At 43.9% G+C, this 19,778-nt stretch carries 18 protein-coding genes; 13 read left to right on the top strand and 5 right to left on the bottom strand.

Going from position 1 to position 19,778, the window contains the following annotated elements:
• The 3 genes from nuoM (at position 1) to RT084_RS01195 (ending at position 4,058) form a co-directional block, all read left to right on the top strand.
• Positions 1 to 1,587 (top strand): NADH-quinone oxidoreductase subunit M, encoded by a 1,587-nt coding sequence (gene nuoM, locus RT084_RS01205; protein WP_065252366.1) that lies wholly within the window; start codon positions 1 to 3, stop codon positions 1,585 to 1,587.
• Positions 1,588 to 3,108 carry an NADH-quinone oxidoreductase subunit N gene (locus tag RT084_RS01200; RefSeq protein WP_312384321.1) on the top strand — a complete coding sequence of 507 codons (1,521 nt, stop codon included), beginning with the start codon at positions 1,588 to 1,590 and terminating at the stop codon, positions 3,106 to 3,108.
• Positions 3,109 to 3,203: 95 nt separating this feature from the next.
• Positions 3,204 to 4,058, top strand: coding sequence for a ferredoxin--NADP reductase (locus RT084_RS01195; protein WP_312384324.1), 855 nt, complete (start codon positions 3,204 to 3,206; stop codon positions 4,056 to 4,058).
• An 88-nt stretch (positions 4,059 to 4,146) separates the two neighbouring features.
• On the opposite strand, the gene RT084_RS01190 is transcribed toward RT084_RS01195, so the two are convergent.
• Positions 4,147 to 4,863 carry a hypothetical protein gene (locus RT084_RS01190; protein ID WP_312384326.1) on the bottom strand — a complete coding sequence of 239 codons (717 nt, stop codon included), beginning with the start codon at positions 4,861 to 4,863 and terminating at the stop codon, positions 4,147 to 4,149.
• A 275-nt stretch (positions 4,864 to 5,138) separates the two neighbouring features.
• On the opposite strand from RT084_RS01190, the gene RT084_RS01185 reads away from it, so the two are divergent.
• The 4 genes from RT084_RS01185 to RT084_RS01170 all read left to right on the top strand — a co-directional run bounded on the left by RT084_RS01185 (position 5,139) and on the right by RT084_RS01170 (position 8,604).
• Positions 5,139 to 6,050, top strand: a complete 912-nt coding sequence (locus RT084_RS01185) for an energy transducer TonB (protein ID WP_313097371.1) — start codon at positions 5,139 to 5,141, stop codon at positions 6,048 to 6,050.
• A 30-nt stretch (positions 6,051 to 6,080) separates the two neighbouring features.
• Complete coding sequence (locus tag RT084_RS01180) at positions 6,081 to 6,785, top strand: HAD family hydrolase (RefSeq protein ID WP_313097290.1); 705 nt, start codon at positions 6,081 to 6,083, stop codon at positions 6,783 to 6,785.
• An 82-nt stretch (positions 6,786 to 6,867) separates the two neighbouring features.
• Positions 6,868 to 7,963 (top strand): peptide chain release factor 2 gene (prfB, locus tag RT084_RS01175; RefSeq protein WP_159374384.1). Its coding sequence is split into 2 segments (ribosomal slippage): positions 6,868 to 6,939 and positions 6,941 to 7,963, totalling 1,095 coding nucleotides; the frame shifts between segments, so codons are not numbered across the junction.
• Between the two features lie 104 nt (positions 7,964 to 8,067).
• Positions 8,068 to 8,604 (top strand): gamma carbonic anhydrase family protein, encoded by a 537-nt coding sequence (locus RT084_RS01170; protein ID WP_099807751.1) that lies wholly within the window; start codon positions 8,068 to 8,070, stop codon positions 8,602 to 8,604.
• 112 nt (positions 8,605 to 8,716) lie between these two features.
• Here the strand turns inward: RT084_RS01170 and RT084_RS01165 are convergent, their stop codons facing one another.
• From RT084_RS01165 to asd, 3 genes are all read right to left on the bottom strand, one after another.
• Positions 8,717 to 10,243 carry a hypothetical protein gene (locus tag RT084_RS01165; protein WP_313097280.1) on the bottom strand — a complete coding sequence of 509 codons (1,527 nt, stop codon included), beginning with the start codon at positions 10,241 to 10,243 and terminating at the stop codon, positions 8,717 to 8,719.
• A gap of 152 nt (positions 10,244 to 10,395) precedes the next feature.
• Entirely contained in the window at positions 10,396 to 11,847 is a 1,452-nt protein-coding gene (locus RT084_RS01160) for a type IV pilus assembly protein FimV (protein WP_313097276.1), read from the bottom strand.
• A gap of 442 nt (positions 11,848 to 12,289) precedes the next feature.
• On the bottom strand, positions 12,290 to 13,432 hold the full coding sequence (gene asd / locus RT084_RS01155; RefSeq protein WP_313097273.1) for an aspartate-semialdehyde dehydrogenase: 1,143 nt from the start codon (positions 13,430 to 13,432) through the stop codon (positions 12,290 to 12,292).
• A 334-nt stretch (positions 13,433 to 13,766) separates the two neighbouring features.
• On the opposite strand from asd, the gene RT084_RS01150 reads away from it, so the two are divergent.
• From RT084_RS01150 to RT084_RS01130, 5 genes are all read left to right on the top strand, one after another.
• Positions 13,767 to 14,888, top strand: a complete 1,122-nt coding sequence (locus tag RT084_RS01150) for an endonuclease/exonuclease/phosphatase family protein (protein WP_313097270.1) — start codon at positions 13,767 to 13,769, stop codon at positions 14,886 to 14,888.
• Between the two features lie 507 nt (positions 14,889 to 15,395).
• A complete protein-coding gene (gene rpe / locus RT084_RS01145) occupies positions 15,396 to 16,148 on the top strand; it encodes a ribulose-phosphate 3-epimerase (protein WP_312384342.1) in 753 nt (250 codons plus the stop codon).
• 35 nt (positions 16,149 to 16,183) lie between these two features.
• The gene (locus tag RT084_RS01140; protein ID WP_188875439.1) at positions 16,184 to 16,492 is read left to right on the top strand and encodes a hypothetical protein; all 309 of its coding nucleotides are present in this window, start codon (positions 16,184 to 16,186) and stop codon (positions 16,490 to 16,492) included.
• Between the two features lie 117 nt (positions 16,493 to 16,609).
• Positions 16,610 to 16,930: a hypothetical protein gene (locus tag RT084_RS01135; protein WP_007115494.1), complete on the top strand. Its 321-nt coding sequence runs from the start codon at positions 16,610 to 16,612 to the stop codon at positions 16,928 to 16,930.
• Between the two features lie 187 nt (positions 16,931 to 17,117).
• Complete coding sequence (locus tag RT084_RS01130) at positions 17,118 to 17,840, top strand: hypothetical protein (RefSeq protein ID WP_203171622.1); 723 nt, start codon at positions 17,118 to 17,120, stop codon at positions 17,838 to 17,840.
• A gap of 94 nt (positions 17,841 to 17,934) precedes the next feature.
• On the opposite strand, the gene rluB is transcribed toward RT084_RS01130, so the two are convergent.
• Positions 17,935 to 18,798: a 23S rRNA pseudouridine(2605) synthase RluB gene (gene rluB / locus RT084_RS01125; protein ID WP_036591148.1), complete on the bottom strand. Its 864-nt coding sequence runs from the start codon at positions 18,796 to 18,798 to the stop codon at positions 17,935 to 17,937.
• Between the two features lie 234 nt (positions 18,799 to 19,032).
• On the opposite strand from rluB, the gene RT084_RS01120 reads away from it, so the two are divergent.
• Positions 19,033 to 19,731, top strand: coding sequence for a DUF805 domain-containing protein (locus RT084_RS01120; RefSeq protein WP_313097266.1), 699 nt, complete (start codon positions 19,033 to 19,035; stop codon positions 19,729 to 19,731).
• Positions 19,732 to 19,778 lie beyond the last annotated feature (47 nt).

Raw genomic sequence — 19,778 nt, 5'->3', positions numbered from 1 at the left:
ATGCAAAATAATCTCTTATTACCCGCCTTGATATTTATTCCAATCATTGCAGGTTTTCTGTGCTGGTTGGTTGAAAAAGTTGATGAACGTTTTCCTCGTTGGATTGCGTTTCTTGGCATGCTATTAACGTTTTTGATTACGGTAGCTATTTGGCAAAACGGTAACTTTATTGGTTCAGCACAAACCATTGCGGAAGTGACTGCTAAACCGACTTGGTTGGCAGAGTTTCAACTATCTTGGATGCCCTCATTGGGGGTCAGTTTCCATCTAGCTATTGATGGGTTATCGCTGTTGATGGTGAGCCTAACAGCCTTCTTAGGTATGATGGCGGTGGCGTGTTCATGGGGTGAGATTACTCGCCGTGTGGGCTTCTTCCATCTTAATCTACTTTGGAGCTTGGGCGGTGTTATTGGTGTTTTCCTAGCAATCGATATGTTCTTGTTCTTCTTCTTTTGGGAGATGATGTTAGTTCCTATCTATTTCTTGATTGCAATCTGGGGACACAATGCGATTGGTGGTAAAACCAAAGAATATGCCGCAACCAAATTCTTTATTTATACCCAAGCATCGGGTCTGATTATGTTGATTGGTATTTTGATTTTGGTGATGATTCATGCATCAACGACAGGTCAAATAACTTTTAACTATATGGACTTGCTCGGTACAGATCTTGGCAAATGGCAATATCCAATCATGCTGATGTTCTTTATTGGCTTTGCGGTTAAATTACCAATTTTCCCACTGCATGGCTGGTTACCCGATGCGCACGCACAAGCACCGACTGCAGGCTCGGTCGATTTGGCTGGTATTTTGATTAAAACTGCGGCGTATGGTTTATTGCGGTTTGTCCTACCATTATTCCCAGAAGCCAGTGCTCAGTTTGCACCGATTGCGATTACCTTGGGCGGTATTGGTATTTTTTATGGGGCTTGGCTTGCGTTTATGCAGCAAGATATCAAGCGGTTACTGGCTTATACCAGTATTTCACACATGGGTTTTGTGGTACTTGCGTTGTATGCCGGTACCTTAATTAGTTTCCAAGGCTTGATGATTCAAATGTTGGCACATGGTCTTAGTTCAGCGGCATTATTTATCATGAGCGGTCAGCTTTATGAGCGTCTACATACCCGTGATTTGAGCCAAATGGGTGGTATGTGGGGTCAAATGCGTTATTACCCACCGTTACTTATGTTCTTTGCCGCGGCATTATTAGGTATTCCAGGTACCGGTAACTTTATCGGTGAGTTCTTAATTCTTCTAGGGTCTTTTGCCTCGCATCCTGTGGCAGTGGTGTTTGCAACCTTTAGCTTAGTCGTTGCAGGTTTATACGCATTAATTATGATTTATAAAGCATTATTTGGTACGCCGACAGCGACGATTGAAAAAATGTCACCGATGCGTGATATTAATGCGCGTGAAGCGGCAATCTTGTTGGTGCTTGCGTTTGGTTTAATATGGTTAGGTCTATATCCGCAATCATTCTTAGATACCTCTGATCACAGTATGCAGTGGATTAGTGAGGCATATCATGTCCAGCAAGTTGTACCTACTTCTCAAGAGCCATTTGCTCATATGGAGGTAAAATAGATGAATCCTATTATTCCATTTGCTAGCAATGTGCTCATGCCATTGTTTCCAATGATTTTAATTTCAATTACCACGGTAGTGGTGATGATTGCCATCGCCATGAAGCGTTCAAATTTTGTGGCAGGTACCATCAGTGTGATTGGCCTTAATGCCGCCTTGTTTGTTGTCCTTATACAATTATTGGGTGGCAATCCTGATAGCATGTTGCATGGTCTGTATGAATTATTTACGCCATCGCAAGGCTTGATTGCTCCCTTATTTGTGGTGGATAGCTTTGCCCAGTTCAATATGGTGATTATTTTAATCAGCTCATTGGCGTGTTTTACCTTGGCGTATGGTTACATTGAGGGCTATGGTGACAACAAAGAAGAATTGTATTTGCTAATGCTTATCTCAACATTGGGCGCGCTGTTTATGGTATGCGCTGATAACTTAGCCTCTTTCTTTGTCAGCTTAGAGTTATTGTCGGTACCGCTATATGGTATGTTGGCTTATACTTATGCGCGTGGTAAATCATTAGAAGCAGGTTTCAAATACCTCATTTTATCGGCGACAGCCTCTGCTACCATGTTGATGGGTATGGCACTGATCTACTCAAACACAGGTACTTTATCCTTCCGTCAAATTGGTATGGCAATCGTACCCATGTTTCAAAATGGTATGATTATGCCGATTTTGGTGGTGGGGACTGCATTAATGTTATTTGGTATTGCCTTTAAACTCTCAGCAGTACCATTCCATACTTGGACGCCAGACGTTTACCAAGGTGCGCCTGCGCCTGTGGCAACTTTCTTGGGCAGTGTTTCCAAAGTAGCTATGATGGCGCTAGGATTACGTTTCTTATTGTCTACGGCGACCTTAGCCTTGCCAGCAATCAATACCTTGATTGTGGTGATTGCCAGTTTATCGATGATTATCGGTAACGTACTGGCGCTTCGTCAGCACAATATAAAACGTCTGTTAGCCTATTCATCTATTGCGCACATCGGCTATGTGTTAGCGATTATCAGCGCCGTAAAAGTTGAATCAGCAGGTTTTGTCAGCCTTTACATGGCAGTGTATGCGTTTACCACCATTGGTGCGTTCGGTGTCGTGACTATCATGTCAAGCCCGTACAAACGTCAAGGTGAAGCAGAGTTAGTTGAAAACTTCCAAGGGATTTTTTGGCAACGTCCTGTGCTAACTGCCGTATTGACTGTGATGCTATTATCATTGGCAGGTATTCCATTGACCGCCGGGTTTATCAGCAAATTCTTTGCGATTTTTGCTACGGTTTCAGCGCAAAGTTGGTGGCTCACTGCCATGATTATCGTGGGTAGTGCAATTAGCTTGTATTACTATCTAAATCTTATGGTCACCTTGTTTAGACGTCCTCAAGAAGTACAGCCGCACGATGCGGTCAATCATTGGGGTATTCAAGCAGGCGGCATCATGGTGTTGTTGGTGACGTTAGCGGTATTGTACTTCGGTATTTTCCCCGAAACATTATCAAAAATTATCACGCTAGTTCGTATGTATTAATCCAATTTTAAGACTGCGACATAAAAAAGCGTATCTTAGCTCATTAAGGTACGCTTTTTTGTTTATAATGATGCAAAAAAAATGGTCAAGATAACATGTCAGATGATAAAAGTATTCGCGTTAAAGTGATTGAAGTGACCCGTTGGGCACCCACCTTGCTAAGTTTTAAAGTCACGCGTCCCGATGGCTTTAAATTTACCGCAGGGCAATTTGTTAGGCTCGGTATCCATGGCAAAGATTTGCAATATTTTGCACAAAACCATGAGACCAAGTTAATAACTTCTGAGACACAAGATTATGAGACGAAAGGTCAGCACGTTGACCTTGATGGCTATGTGTTTCGCGCCTATTCCGTCGCATCTTCACCCTATGATGAATTTATTGAATTTTTTTCGGTCGTCATTCCTGAAGGGGAATTCACCAGTAAGGTTAATCATATCCAAGTGGGCGATAGTTTATTGCTCAATACCACGCCATTTGGCTATTTGACCTTAGCCCGCTACCAGTTACCCCTACCCAATGATTTGTGGTTGCTGGCAACAGGCACGGGTTTAGCACCATTTTTATCGATTTTAAAGACCATTGATGTATGGCAGCAATATCAGCGCATTATTTTGGTTTACAGCGCACGCACCTCGCAAGAGCTTGCTTATCAAGAGGAGATTGGCTCAATTAAGTCAATCTATGGCGACAATGGAGCAGCGTTTGTATTTTTGCCCATTGTCACGCGGGAAGCGGATTATGCCGGAGAAAAAGCGCGGGTTCCTAACTTGATAGTGTCGGGAAAATTAACCCAGTTGGTAGGGCAAAAACTGGATAAAGCGCGCAGTCACGTGATGCTGTGTGGTAATCCACAGATGGTCGAAGATACCAAAGAAGCGTTAAAATCAATTGGATTGACCATGAATCGCCGCGGCGAAGGCAATATCGCCGTTGAAAACTATTGGTAAACACCTCGTTAATTGGCAAAGCACAATCGGTAAAAAATCAGTAGAGCAAAAGCGGTAAAGGATGAGGTTTGATACCGATGAAAAAATTCTAAGCCGCTTTTGTGGCGTTAGTGGTCACTGCAGGATTATCCGCTTCGGTAATCAATTGGTCATTACTACCTATATTGAGAATTTCACCGACGTTGGCATTGGCTCTCAGCAGTAGTTGCTGTTCAGCAAGATAGCCATGATTAACTTGCACTTTGCGCAGCGTTGCCATGATTTTTTCGTTCTTCTTCAGCCAGCGACCAATATCGAGATACAAGATATCATCTTTTTGGTGCACCAAATTGATTTTCTCCAAAATCATGCCGAGGGGGTCTTTCTTTAACACCCGTTTGAAAAACCAAAGCGCCGCATGAATCGCTTTTGATTTAACATAGGAATCTGAATACAAGCTAATGACATCGGTGTCAGTCAGTTGCTGAAATACCAAGCGCTGGCGATAACGGTCAAATTGGGCATGTACCACACCCAAGTTGACAGCAAGGTCAGCGAAAATGCCATTATAGTTAATCGTTGCATACAGTCGAAGCCAGCCTTCATGAATCTCTAGATGCATACTCAATATCGCTTTGACTTTTTCAACCACAAATTTTTGAATGGCATCGTTCAGCTGCTTTTCGGTGGCGGGCACGATAAACTCTTGACTGGCAAAATCTTCGATTTTTTCATACCACGTTTGCGATTTTTGCATCAGTTCACGTGCGATTTCTTCAGAATGGGTGGCAAAAAATTCATCCAGTTGCGTTTTGCTCGTTATCACTATCGTTTCTCAGTTTTTTATATTTGGATTGAAAGCTATTATTGTAGTCAGTTTTTGGGCATTGTAAAGTTGCTAATCATAAAGTCACTGACCAGTCTACAAAAAATCTTTTACCAGTAATTGGTAAATATTGATTGCTAATGGCGTATGAATTTAGCTTCAGCCAATGTTTGATTTAATCTATAATATCTGCGCGTTATAATACATGAGTGATTTGTATTTTTTTAGCAAGGTTGTAGAGATAGCGTCATCATCGTTTAAAGGGTTATATTTTGGTGTATAGCAAAGACAGTCACCGTGATGTTTTTCATAAGTTAATGCCACATACTGCGGCTTGCAAAGACAGCGTCATGCTATTTGCTACCATTACGGCAGTGGCAATTCATGCGGCTGTTATTTTTGGTATACAATTTGAAGATAAAAGCTCACCAACCGCAGCGGTGCAAGAAGTCACCACGGTGTTGACCGAAAATCTGCAAAAGAATGAAAAAGCCGATTTTATCGCCAATGCAGGCCAGCAAGGTGGCGGTGAGTCCAACGAAAAGCTACGGCTTGAAAACAATACCATGAGCCCTTTAGAAGACGAGGCAATCAATGAAACCGATGATATCGTGAGTCAAGAACGCCAAACGCGTCAACAAGCGTTTCAAGAAAGTTATCTACGTACCACGTTAAGCTTTGAAAAAATCCGCAGAGAAAATAATAATAAAAAACAAGATGATAGCGAAAATCTAGCCGCGCAAGAACAGCGAGTACAGGCACAAATTGCCACCCTTGAAACCAAAATCAGCAGTAACCGCCAATTACTAGCCAAAAAATCTGCGGTCAAAACTATCAGCAGCAACTCCACCACCACGGGTGAAGCCGCGCGCTATATCGAGAATTTTCGCCAACAAGCCTATCATATTGGTAACCAGCAATATCCCCAAGAAGCCCGCGCCAAAGGCATCAAAGGCGATGTCATGCTGATGGTGATTATCGAGCCTAACGGGCAAGTCAAATCTATCAAAGTGTTACAGTCATCAGGCTCTACCATCTTGGATGAAGCAGCAAAAAATTCGGTGCGTAAAGCCGCGCCATTTGGTAAGTTCTCAAAACAAATGCAAGATTATTTGGAGCTGCGCATTATCCGTACTTGGCGATTTGGTGATACCTTAACCGTCGATGACCAAAACCCCGCAATTTAACTTTTCAATAACTATGCTAAAGGCTGTCCTATGTCAACCGTACTACACAAAGAATTGGCGCTATTTGACCTCGATAACACCCTCATTGATACCGATAGTGATTATATGTGGGGCGAGTTTTTGGTCAAACATCATCTGGTAGAAGAATCGCTGTATCGTGCTAAAAATCGGGAGTTTTATGAGCACTATATCGCAGGAACGCTCGATGCGGTCGTCTATAATGAGTTTGTGGCAGGCTTTTTAAAACAGCATACCTTAGCCCAGTTGCACCAGTGGCGTGAACAATATTTGCAAGATGAAATCGCGCCAAAAGTGCGTCCAAAAGCGGTTAACGCTATCCAATCACATTTACAAGCAGGACACGATGTGGTGGTAATTTCCGCTACCAATGCCTTTGTGGTCAAAGCGATTGCTAACAAATTATTTTTGGTAGCGGAAGATAATATTTTAGCCACTGAGCTTGAAGTCACCGAGCAGGGGTACACGGGTAAGGTCGCAGGGCAGCCAAACTTTAAAGAAGGCAAAATCATTCATTTAAAAAATTGGATTGCTCAAAAAAACGCGCAAGGCATTACTTATACCAAAACCTACGCCTATTCGGATTCAAAAAATGATTTACCGCTATTAGAATGGGCAGATGTGGCGATTGCGGTCTGCCCCGATGATACCCTACACGCGCATGCCTTAGCGCATCATTGGGCAGTGGAAGATTGGTCGATAAAAGCACAGGCGTAGTAGGCAACAGCTAAGATGAATCCAGTGACAGATTCAGGTATAATAGCGCATTTTTCATAGAAACACATTAAGGTAACCTCACATGGAAATCAACCCGTATTTAGAGCATATCAAAGACTTAACTGACCGTGGCAATCAGCTTCGGGGGTATCTTTGACATCGAAGCCAAGCAAGAGCGTTTGGAAGAGGTCAATTTAGAGCTTGAAAACCCAGAATTGTGGAACGACCCAGAGCGTGCCACCAAAATCAGTAAAGAGAAATCGCAGCTTGATAATGTCATTGGCGTGATTACTGCTTTAGATGACAAGTTAGAAGACGCCAAAGCCATGATTGACTTAGCGGTGGAAGCCGATGATGCGACGCTATTGGCAGACGTACAAGCGGAACTCGATGAGGCCGAAGCCAAAGTCGCAGATTTAGAATTTAAACGTATGTTTAGCGGTGAGATGGATGGCAACAACTGCTATGTTGATATCCAGTCAGGCTCAGGCGGTACCGAAGCCCAAGACTGGGCAGAGATGCTGCTGCGGATGTATTTACGTTGGTGTGAATCACATGGCTTTAAAGCCGAAATCATGGAACTATCAGCAGGTGGTGTCGCAGGGATTAAAAGCGCATCGATTCATGTCAAAGGTGACTATGCGTTTGGCTGGTTACGTACCGAAATCGGCGTGCATCGTTTGGTAAGAAAATCACCGTTTGATAGCAACAACGGTCGCCACACGTCGTTTGCGGCGGTGTTTGTATCGCCTGAGATTGATGATAATATTGAGATTGATATCAACCCTGCCGATTTACGTATCGATACTTATCGCTCAAGCGGTGCAGGCGGTCAGCACGTTAATACCACCGACTCTGCGGTACGTATCACCCACCAACCGACAGGAATTGTGGTAGCGTGTCAAAATGAACGTAGCCAACATGCCAACAAAGACACGGCAATGAAAATGCTACGCGCCAAACTGTACGAGCGTGAAATGATGCAGCGCATGGAAAAGCAACAAGCGCTAGAAGACACCAAATCGGATATCGGTTGGGGTAGTCAAATTCGCTCGTATGTGCTCGATGACTCGCGGATTAAGGATTTGCGTACAGGGGTGGAAACTTCCAATACCCAAGCGGTGCTAGATGGCGACCTTGATAAATTTATCGAAGCGAGCCTAAAAGCAGGGCTTTGATTTAACTGCGTTGCCTACAATAACCCATTGCTAATTTATCCGCACTTGCTAAAATTAGAGAGTCAATTTTTTAGTTGACGCTCTTTTTTTCATAAGGATTTGATATGCTGTACCAATGGCAAGACAAAAAACCCACCTATCAGGCACCCTTCACAGGCTGGGTCGCAGACTCGGCTGAAGTCATCGGCGATGTGCATTTAGCTGATAACGTCAGTGTGTGGTTTGGCGCGGTGATACGCGCGGACAATGCACCGATTTATTTGGGCAAAAATAGTAATGTGCAAGAAAACAGTGTGATACACACTGATGAAGGTATCGCCGTCACCATTGGCGAAGGCGTGACGATTGGGCATTTGGCGATGCTACACGGCTGCACTGTTGGTGATAATAGCTTGATTGGTATCGGTGCGATTGTGCTCAATAATGCCCAAATCGGCAAAAACTGCATCATCGGTGCCAATGCGCTTGTCACCGAAAATATGCAAATCCCAGATAATTCCATCGTGATGGGAAGCCCAGCTAAAGTGGTCAAAATGTTACCAAAAGAGCGCGAAGTGATGCTTCAACAATCAGCTTTACATTATGTTGATAAAGCCCATGCTTTTAAAGCAGGACTTAAGCCTCTAGCGATAGTGTATTAAGTTTGATAGCAGTTATTGGAGCATACAGATTAGTGCAAAAAAAGGATAGTGAATGCACGCTCCTTTTTTATGCCGTGTTGCTTTATGCCCTGTTATTCCTGTTACTTGACTATTAAGCAATACGTTGTCTTAACGCTGTAGCACGTTCTACCAACGCCGTGTTGTTGCTGTCTTTGATTTCATCAAGCAAGCGTTTGGCACTGTCGTATTCCCCTAAATTCACATACTGTTCTGCCAAATCTACGTTTAACGTATCCGTGTCGATATCCTTAATGACATCGAGAATCGCTGATAAATCTTCAACAACTGGCGCAGTCTTTAGGCTTGCCTTATCTGCAATCGATGTTGTTTCAGGACTAGCGGTTGGGGTCGTAGTTGTTTGTGTATTTGCTGGAGTGGCTGCCTGAGTAGTTGAGTCATCAAAAGACAAATCAAACATGTCATCTGAGATAAGTAGCGAATCAGATGGTTTAGGGGCGTTGACTTCTGCCAAGTCAACGACAGGCTCAGCGACCGATGGGGTAGCAGGCTTGGCTAGTGAAGCCGCTTCTGCTTGGCGTAGTAATTCATCATCCAAAGCAAACGATGCAATATCTGTGGCTTCATCACTGGCAACCGGTACAGAAGTCACCGCATCAGAAGTTAGATTGCTAGATGCTTTAATATCTGACGCGTCAAAGCTTAAGTCGGCTTCTGTAGTAGCGTCATTGGTTGGAGTAACCGCTGGCTCAGCGTTCAACTCAAAGTCGAAATCAAAATCATCTGCGACATTGTTGTCAGCGCTCGGTGCAGCCGTTGGGGTCGTTAGCGCTGGAGCAGTAGCGGTAGGTGTTGATTGCGTCTCTGGTAAACTAAAGTCAAAGTCAAAATCGCTGTCGCTAATAGCATTGTTATTGTTATTGACGTTACTTGCTGACGTGGTTGTAACAGGTTCATCTATCGGCGCAAAAATTTTGGTAGTCGATTCTAGGACAGGGGCAGCGACAGTCTCAGCGGTCGCGGGCTCTTTGCTAGATAGATCAAAATCAAAATCGTCAAAAGTTAACTCATTTGATTGTGATTGTGCCGCTGTAGTCTCGGTAGTAGGCTTAGTTGCAGGTGGGACAGGTACAACAGGTGCAATTTTGGTTTCAGGCACATCGAGTGCAAAGTCAAAATCTAACTCGTTATCGGCTTTGCTGCTAATACCATCAACTGGGTTTGCTGGCTGTGCCACTTGAGTGACGGTCGGCCTGACAACATGTAAGGTACTGTTGATTGCGGGTTTATCACTGTCTTGTTTAAAACCTGGCAAATCAAAATCAAGTCCATCAGGTTCAACCGCTTCAGCGGTATGGGTCATCGCTGTGCTGCGTGCGTTTATTGATTGATCTTCATCTACCAGCGTTTTTAGGTTATGGGCTTGGGCGTTGAGATTGAGGGTTTGAACAGTCTGCAAAGTCGTTTGCGTTAGGTCAGGCACAGCTGGGCTTGGCATCTGCGATTGACGTTCCAGTTCTAGTTCACGCTGCTGCTCAGCCAAGGTTTTTGGACGTTTGACTTGGGTCTGAGTATCAACCGTTGTCTGGTTCTTACCTTTTTTCATCAAGAAAACGCCAGCAACAATTACCAAAATCACTACTGCTGCGATACCTATCATTATTGGATCCATCTTTCACCTCATCGTTACGGTAGATAGTTATCATTAGGGCATAGCAAGATATAAGCTACCGTGCGACTAATGAATCACCACAAATTTGTTGTACGGTATGAAATGACACAGCACACAGGCAATATCATCCACGCGCTGTATTATTTTTTGTTTAACTCTTTTAAGCGTTTTTCTAATTGGGCAAGCTTGGTGTTTTGTATTTTCAAGCGATTTTCAGCGCCCACTAAGTCTTGATTGAGTTTGTTAACTTTAGTGGCTTGCTGGGCGGTAGCTTGGCGTTTTTGCTGAACTTGAGCCGCCACTTGGGATGACATCCCTTTGCCTACCTTGTTCTTGGTACTCTGACCTTGTACTGAACCATTGCTATGATTAGGTGCGATGATGGTCATTTCAGATTTTTTAGTCGCTGCGTATGGCCGCGGTGTTTTTTGTGCTTTAAGTGTCTTTTTTGTCGTTTTTGGGGTGGCTGGTTGTTTGGCAGCAGATTTTGGTGCGATGACAGACTTTTTGCTTGCGACACGTTTTTTGTTTTGACGATATTGTTGTCGCGCTTTATTGGCAGATTTTATCCCAATTTGTGAAGGGACTACTTTGTATTTTGGGATCTTTAATTGGGTATTGGCGACAAGTTTGGTTGGGTCATTATCGGGGAACGCGGTCGGGTTGGCTGCCATGATATCTGCCATCACTTGATCCACATCTTTGCGGTTTGCCGCTGCGATATTACTGGCGATGGTCCAAAGGTTGTCATTGCGCTGTAGTGTATAAGTGGTTGTCTCGCCAATGACTTGCGGGTTTTTGGCGCTATACTTGGACTTAGATTTTTCTGAAGATTGATTGCCATAACTAGCTGCTGGGCTTGGCAATTGATTATCTGCGGCGTTTGTTTGGATGGGGTTTTGCGTTTGTGGCACGGCTGGCGTATAGACAGCGCCATTTGGCCGAATAGCTCGAACTGTTCGCGTCTCTTGGATACGCAGGTAGTCACTGTTTTCGCTAGCCAGCGTCATTGGGGCGGCGCCAGCGGGCATACCAGTCGTAGGTAAATTAGGCAGCTGGTTGATGGTGGTTGATGGCAATATTATCGCTTGCATGGGCATAGGGTCGGGCGACGTAACAGGCAACTGCATAGGATTGGCCGAACCTATGACGATGTTTTGCGCAGGTGATTGCAAAGCCGTAGTATTGGCTTGCGTGGTGATTTTTTGTGCGCTGTCGATGGGCATCAACAAGGTTTTTGGCAGCGTTTTGGTCACGCCATTTTCCGTGATATTGAGCACCACGTCGGTAAATGGGGCATTAATCGCACGTTTGGTGGTCAATACAATCTGACCGCCATTGCTACTGGTTGGGACAAATTTGATTTGAATATCGGCATCTTTTGACAAGCCTAGCTGGCGATACACATCAGCTTGGGCGACTTTGACAGAAAAAGTTCTTGGATTGATATCACTGACATTAATACTGGCGTTTAAAGGTTGGTTTTGTTGGGTTTGTACATAAGTATCGCCAATATTGACAGCGTAAGCGACAATGGGAAGCGATAAGGGAAAACCCAATACCAAGTGTACAGAGTATTTTTGCCAAGACATAAAAAATCCTTGCTGAAGGTATCATAGCCTAGTTAGGGGTGTTAAAAAATGCCTACTTGTGTGGTCGCATGGTAGTCAATATACCGACAGGTAATATTCAAACATCAAATTAATCGATAGTCCAACAACTTGACAAAAGTTTCAGTCAAATTATCTGCTCAACTTTACACTTTTTGTCCAAAACTCTCAATAGTCTGGCTCGCTTATTATTGGCATAAAGCCCGCTGTTGATAGCAATTTGAGCGTGGATTGATGCTTGGATAATGACGCTGTACTATCAATACCCTGACAATACCCTGATAATACCCTGATAACGGCAATCCCTGTTTACTGGTCATGGCGTTTTTTAGGGATAAATAAGGGATTAACACTATCAGGTTTATCTACTCAGGCATAAAAAAACACGCCTTAACAAGCGTGTTTTTTTTATAAAACCTTGGGTTTATAATTGATTGCGGATAATCGCAAGGGTGCGGCGTAATGGCTCTGCCGCGCCCCATAACAATTGATCGCCCACGGTAAAGGCGGATAAATATTCGCCACCTAGATTCATCTTACGAAGACGACCTACGGCAACTTTAAGGGTGCCAGTGACCGCCACTGGGGTTAAACGCTCAACGCTTGCTGCTTTGTCATTTTCTACCACATCTAGCCACTCATTGCCACTGTTACGAAGCGCAGCTTCAATTTCTTCTAGAGGGATGTCTTTTTTTAGTTTGATGGTCAAGCCTTGTGAGTGACAACGCATGGCACCGATACGCACGCAGATACCATCAATCGGCACAATGTTGGCATTATTTTTGTCTGCATCATTGCCTAAGATTTTGTTGGTTTCAACACAGCCTTTCCATTCTTCTTTTGATTGACCGTTTTCTAGTTGTACATCAATGTAAGGAATTAAGCTACCAGCAAGCGGCGCACCAAAGTATTGTTTTGGGAAGTCGCTGCTACGTTGTAATTCGGCTACTTTACGGTCAATCTCTAAAATTGCGCCTGCCGGGTTATTGAGTTCGTCTGCAACGCCATCATGAATGTAGCCCATGCCCTTGATAAGCTCACGCATGTTGTTGGCGCCCGCCCCACTTGCCGCTTGGTAAGTCATCGCAGATACCCATTCAACCCAATCACGTTTGAACAACTCGCCAATCGCCATCAACATCAAAGATACTGTACAGTTACCACCGATAAAGTCTTTTTGACCATTTTTGATAGCGTCATCAATGACATTGCGGTTGACTGGGTCTAGGACGATGACGCTATTGTCCGCCATACGCAGGGTGCTTGCTGCATCAATCCAGTAACCTGTCCAGCCTTTATCACGTAGCGGTTGATGGACTTCTTTAGTATAGTCACCGCCTTGACAGGTAATAATGGCATCACAAGCCGCTAAAGCCGCTAAGTCATGCGCATCTTCAAGCTTGCTAGGGGCAATGCCATTTGGGGTAGGGGCATCACCACCGGCATTACTGGTAGAGAAAAACACTGGGGTAATCCCTTCAAAGTCGTTTTCATCCATCATACGTTGCATTAATACCGAACCGACCATTCCACGCCATCCGACCAAACCTACGCGTAGCTGACTCATGATAACCCTTCCTTACTGTAAACAAAATAAAATAAATAGTGCAGAAAATCCACATTGATTTTTCAATTAGTAACCTGTTACCTTGCCTGTATTTGTAATGTTTTGCAAGTGAATTTTTTTTTACATGGGGCATCTATTTAGCTATAGATGGTAGTTAGCTATAGATGGTAGGCTGATAGCGATGTCAGGGTGAAAAATAGCGTTTGGCAACACAACTGCAATTTATCAGCCGTATTTTTGCGGCTACTATATCGCCATGCTAATGATCACAAGATAATGATAAGAAGCTAATATTGACCAATGTGAACCGCAATATAACATGAAAGGATAGACAATGACGCTGTTGTTACAGTTGCTAGCAGGTTTTGTGGTTTTTGCAACTTTTTGGGCAACCATCCCTAGGTTTGAATGGTGGTTTAGGGTTGCTGATTTTCCCAGAAATCAATTGATTTTTTTTGGGGTGGTGGCGCTCATTGGCTTACTTTGGCTGGGCGCTTTTGACAGTCGTTGGCAGATGGGATTGATTTTGCTGCTGGTTATTGCGCTGGCTATGCAAGCGTACATGGTGTTGCCTTATACGTTTTTGTGGAAGAAACAAGTGCAAACGGCACAGCCAAAATCACGCGATTATCAAGTGAAATTGTTGGTTGCCAATGTGTTGACGACCAATCCAAATAAACAAGCTTTGATTGACCTTATCCATACCCATCAACCCGATATTGTATTGACGCTCGAAACTGACCAAGTGTGGCAAGACGCTTTAAGCCCAATCGAAGCTGACTATCCATTTAACGTCAAAGTGCCACTCGATAACTTGTATGGTATGCATTTGTACTCAAAGCTTGAGCTTATCAATCCGCAAGTAAAATATCTGGTGGTGGATGATATCCCATCGATTCATACCCAAGTTCGACTAGCCATGGGGAAGGTTGTTTGGCTATACTGCTTGCACCCCATGCCACCGAGTCCAACCGAAGCCGATAAATCGGTAACACGGGATGCTGAGCTGTTAATGGTAGGCAAACACATCAATGCCAACGACTTAACGGTGATTGTTGCAGGCGATCTCAACGATGTGGCTTGGTCGCATACCACACGCATGTTCCAGCGTATCTCAGGGCTACTAGACCCTCGCATTGGGCGAAAATTCATCAATACCTTTCATGCCAGTTACCCATTTTTGCGCTGGGCGCTTGACCATGTTTTTCACAGCAATCACTTCACGCTGGTATCGATGGCGCGTATGCCGAACATTGGATCTGACCATTTCCCCGTGCTCACTACTTTACAATATGAACCTGAAGTCATGGATGAGCAGCCTGAACCTTTGCCAAGCATCGCCGATCTCCAAGAGGCAAAAGAAACCATCAAAGAAGGGGTCACAGAAGGTGAAAAGCTATCGGAAGCTCAGACTGATAGCGCTAGTGATGCTAGCAAATTATTGAAAGGCGCATGAGAAAGCTAACAGCGGGCAAGTTAAAACCCCATGTAAGCATTTGCTTACAACAGATTCCGCCTTTTGCGGCTAGTAAGCAACCGTGCAACAACCTACAATGAACTCATCAACACAAGGATGATACCAAGGAATGGTAGTGTTGAGACGCTCAGGATGAGTAATATCATGGAAAGCCAATAATAATAACATAGTTGACATGAAGTGCCCTAAAACCCAAGTCTATTGCCCTAAGACTTGGGTTTTATCTTTTTTGGTACTTATCAATCATAATCTAGCCTAATTTAGCATAGTCTAGCTACCTTGTTTTTTGCTTGTTTTGACTACTTAAATGCAAATTCTGCAAGGCTTATGGCAGATTTATTTTCACGGACAGCAAATAATCGCTGTCAATAGTTATAGTCACCAAATAATAGCTACCAAATAATAGTCACCAAATAGTCTAAGTTTTTTAAAATAATCTTTGCTAAAATATCCGCACTTTTTAATCAAAGCTGACGGACAATGACGATGAACCAGTCTGAAATTCTTGAAGACTCACCTAAACAAGCCCCTAATAAATTTGCCCATCCAAATAATGATAGCCAATTTTTGATTGCGCCTTCGATTTTGTCGGCAGATTTTGCCCGTCTGGGCGAGGAGGTCGAGAAGGTTATTGCCGCAGGTGCGGATGTGGTGCATTTTGACGTGATGGACAATCATTATGTCCCAAATTTGACCTTTGGTAGCATGATTTGTCAGGCGCTGCGTGATTATGGGGTAACTGCGCCGATAGATGTGCATTTGATGGTGTCACCGGTTGATAGTATGATTGAGCAGTTCTTAAAAGCGGGCGCCAGCATCATTACCTTTCACCCAGAAGCCACGCAACATGTCGATCGCTCTTTACAACTCATTAAAGATGGGGGTGCTGACTGTGGATTGGTGCTGAATCCTGCCACGCCGATACACTATCTAGACTATGTGATGGATAAAGTTGACCAGATTTTATTGATGAGTGTTAACCCAGGGTTTGGTGGGCAAGCATTTATTGATGGCACCCTCAAAAAAATAGAAGCGGTGCGCGAAATGATTAGGCTATCGGGTCGCAATATTCGTCTTGAAGTCGATGGCGGTATCAAAGCCAGTAATATTCGTGCGGTTGCCGAAGCAGGGGCTGATATGTTTGTCGCAGGTTCAGCGATATTTAATCAACCTGATTATCGCCAAGCGATTGATGCGATGCGTGCCGAACTGGCTTTGGTCGGTCGCTTGCCAGCGTAAATGCTACACAAGCAATGATACACAAGGAAATTGGTATGGACGTTCAATCCCCGTCTTTAGTACCCAAAGGTCTGACAATTGGGCTGGCAATATTTGCGGTGTTGCTAGGGTTGGCAGGTTTTGGGTTTAGGTTGATGTTTGGCGATAGTTTATCATCAATGCTGCCCTCACTGGTGAGTACCATTGCGATTTTTTGGCTAGGTATTCCACTGGCTTTTGTCGTGGGCTCAAAGGTGTTAAATCGCTACTCAGGGCGTGCACCGATTCAAAATCGCAATGCGTTAACCTTGGGTTTGTTATTTAGCTGTGTGGCGATGCTATGGATGATGGCGGCATATTCGTAACGGTTCGCTCGGTGAGTCGGTACCCATCAAGACATTGAGATTAACGCCACAAATTGATGCTAGACATTGACGCTATACATAACACCAATCCTCAGTAATTATTTAGGAATTTATTGAATGGCATTGCCACATTATACTAAGCAAGAATTATCGATTTATCCCAGCAATCTTCCAAAAGGCTTAATCAACACACTGATAGTTGCTTGCTTGCTGTTAGGGTTGGCGGCTTTACGCAGTAGCAAGGGAATGCAAGGCTGGCTCAATGTCATCGAAAATTGGGTGTTTATGCTATTGTGGATTCCGCTTGCCGTCACCCTTTGCGCATTACCTTTTAAGTTACGGGATGACAGTTTTGAGCTTAAATTGGCGTATTATCTCGGTATGTTTGTGGCATTCTTATTTGAAATTAATAAACTTCGTTATTGGCATACCATGTAAATATGACAATTTAGGGTAGCAGTTAATAGCTAACAGTTTTGGGCAATACTTTTTTTCGACCGATGAATTTTTAGGTTTAGCCAACGCTAACATGCTTGAATTTTTAAACAGTTGCAATCATAGTAATGCTATATTTGCTTTTTATAGGCAGGCTGTTATTGTATAGACAAGCTGTTAGGGCGTATAGATGAATATTTTGCTCGGTATATTGTTGACTGTATTGATAAGCTTTTTGGTGTATCGATGGATAAGGCTGGCTTGGTATAAACTGCATGATATGGCGGGTATTGAGGTCGGTATGTCTCAATATTCTGTGCCGCCCACCGCATCACTGGCAAAACCAGAAACCATGCGCTTGGCGTACCAATCAAACCTGCCAATTCCCAATACCTTCGGTAGTGATAGCCGTTTTGAGTTGATGCCACGTGCTAGCAAAAATGCAAGCAATAAAAAATGGTTTAAAGCAAAAAATCAACAACCGCGATTATCTTCACCTTCGATTTTAGGTATTGATGGCGCGTCAATTGAACGTATGCCAACCGCTGCCGTGATGCTGCTTGATACCATCCATGACAAACTTATTCGTTATCAGGCGTGGCAACGTGACCAAAGCCAGTCAGCCAATCAACCAGACCACCCGCAAACCCAATGGTTGACTGAAAATAAGTTTGTGGTCAATCGCTTGATAGAGCAGACGATTCCCGAAGCTGTACACCAGTATGACCAAATTGCCAAATATCATCCCAGTCAGCTCAATCAAAAAATTCAGGGGGAGATGACCGCAGGCGAGATGCTCATTGAGGTATTGGCTCGGGTCAATCTGCAATTAGATGAATTGCTCAATGAGATGTTTCATGAAGTCAGCCAGCAATTTGCGTCAACTTACCGCTATGTCAAAAATCGCACATAGTCGATGGTAGATTAACATTGGTATATTAAAATGAAAAAAGCGTATCAATTTGATACGCTTTTTTTTAAGTTTTTTTGTGTAAATTTTATAGCGGTTAGCTGCTTCTTTTTTCTTTATCGCGGCGTAAGTGATGACCACCGCGGCGCGCTTTTAGCGGTTTTTTCTCAAAGCGTTCTTGGCGGCGTTTGGCAATGCCGTAAAGCCCTGTGCCTTGGCGCGGACGAATGTTGACAAGACCTGCTAAGGTGTCAATCTCACGGCGATCTAGTTCAAGATAACGACCCGTGCGAAGTTCCCTTGGGAGACTGACAGAGCCGTAACGGATACGCAGTAATCGGCTTACTTTTAAGCCTTGCGATTCAAATAAGCGGCGTACTTCACGATTGCGACCTTCTTTGAGTTTGACTTGGTACCATTTATTGATACCTTCACCGCCTTTTTCAACGATGTCATCAAACTGTGCCATACCATCTTCTAGCATGACGCCTCGTTTGAGATTTAAGATAATCTCAGGGGTGACTTCGCCCATCACACGCACCGCATATTCGCGCTCTATTTCATTTGATGGGTGCATCAGACGGTGAGCCAGTTCACCATCATTGGTAAATAGCAATAAACCTGTTGAGTTGATGTCCAACCGACCCACCATTACCCAGCGGTCATGATTTAGGGGTGGCAGGCGCTCAAACACCGTGGGACGACCTTCTGGGTCATGGGCTGAGCAAATTTCGCCTTCTGGCTTGTAATACATCAAGATACGGCGGCGTTTTTCGTTTTCTGCGGTATAACGTAGCAAACGTCCATCGACTCGGATTTCATCGCCCTGTCCGACACGGTCACCAATGGTAGCCACAGTCCCGTTAACACTGACGCGACCTTCGCGAATCACATCTTCCATTTGGCGGCGCGAACCTAAGCCTAGACGGGCGAGCGCTTTTTGCAGTTTTTCGTCTTTCATTCAATAATCCTTTAATAGGTAGCAACATTTCACAATGTTGTGATAGCATGAAACTTCATGCTTGTGCCTATTGTAGGACAAGCGATGGTTGAATGCTAGTATAAAGTCATGTGGCTAAATTTTAACCAGTATTTTAATCAAAAATTGAACATAAATAATGTCACATTGTAAAAATCATTTTACGTTATAATCATCAACATAAGTAAATCAATACAACTACAAGGAATAATAACAATGAAAGGGCAAATAGCCAATTTCTCGCCGCAACATGGTCAAGGTATCATCATGGCGGAGGACGGAAAAAATTACCCATTTACTAGCCAACAATGGCAACAAGCCACGGCACCGATAGCAGGACAACAAGTAGAATTTAGTGTCGATGCGCAGGGTTATGCAGTGGCAGTTGTCGGTCTTGCCGTAGGCAATGCAATCAATCTGAACAAACCGATGGATAGCATGATTGCGCCCATCCCTCACGGCTATACAGACAACCCTACAACTGCCAACTATGGTCAAGTTATTCACACAGCGGGCATAAATGCTGTCAATCCAGCATGGGCGATTGAAGAAAATTATGGCTTTTTTGATTGGGTTAAAAAAAGTCTCAGCAATTATGCCAATTTTAAAGGGCGTGCTAGACGTAAAGAATATTGGTATTTTTATTTGGCGTGGTTCATGTTGTATCTGGGTGCGGCAATCATCGATTATATGATGGGTACTGATGGTATTGTGGCGGGGCTTATTTCTTTGGCATTGGTGATTCCAAATATCGCAGTAGGTGTTCGCCGTTTACATGATGTTAATAAATCAGGTTGGTGGATGCTGATTGCCTTTATCCCCATCATTGGCGGGATTATGCTGCTGGTATGGTATTGCACAGATACCAAGCCGAATGTCAACCAGTGGGGCGCCCCTGCTCGCCGCTTGCCTTGAGGCAGGGTGTTGTTGATGCAGGGTCTTTAAGAAGCTGCCCAGTCGGT

It is taken from the genome of Moraxella sp. CTOTU48717 (assembly GCF_032057165.1).
Taxonomy (GTDB): domain Bacteria; phylum Pseudomonadota; class Gammaproteobacteria; order Pseudomonadales; family Moraxellaceae; genus Faucicola; species Faucicola tetraodonis.
The sequence above is the reverse complement of the archived record's forward strand: the minus strand, read 5'-3'. Positions and strand labels throughout refer to the sequence as shown.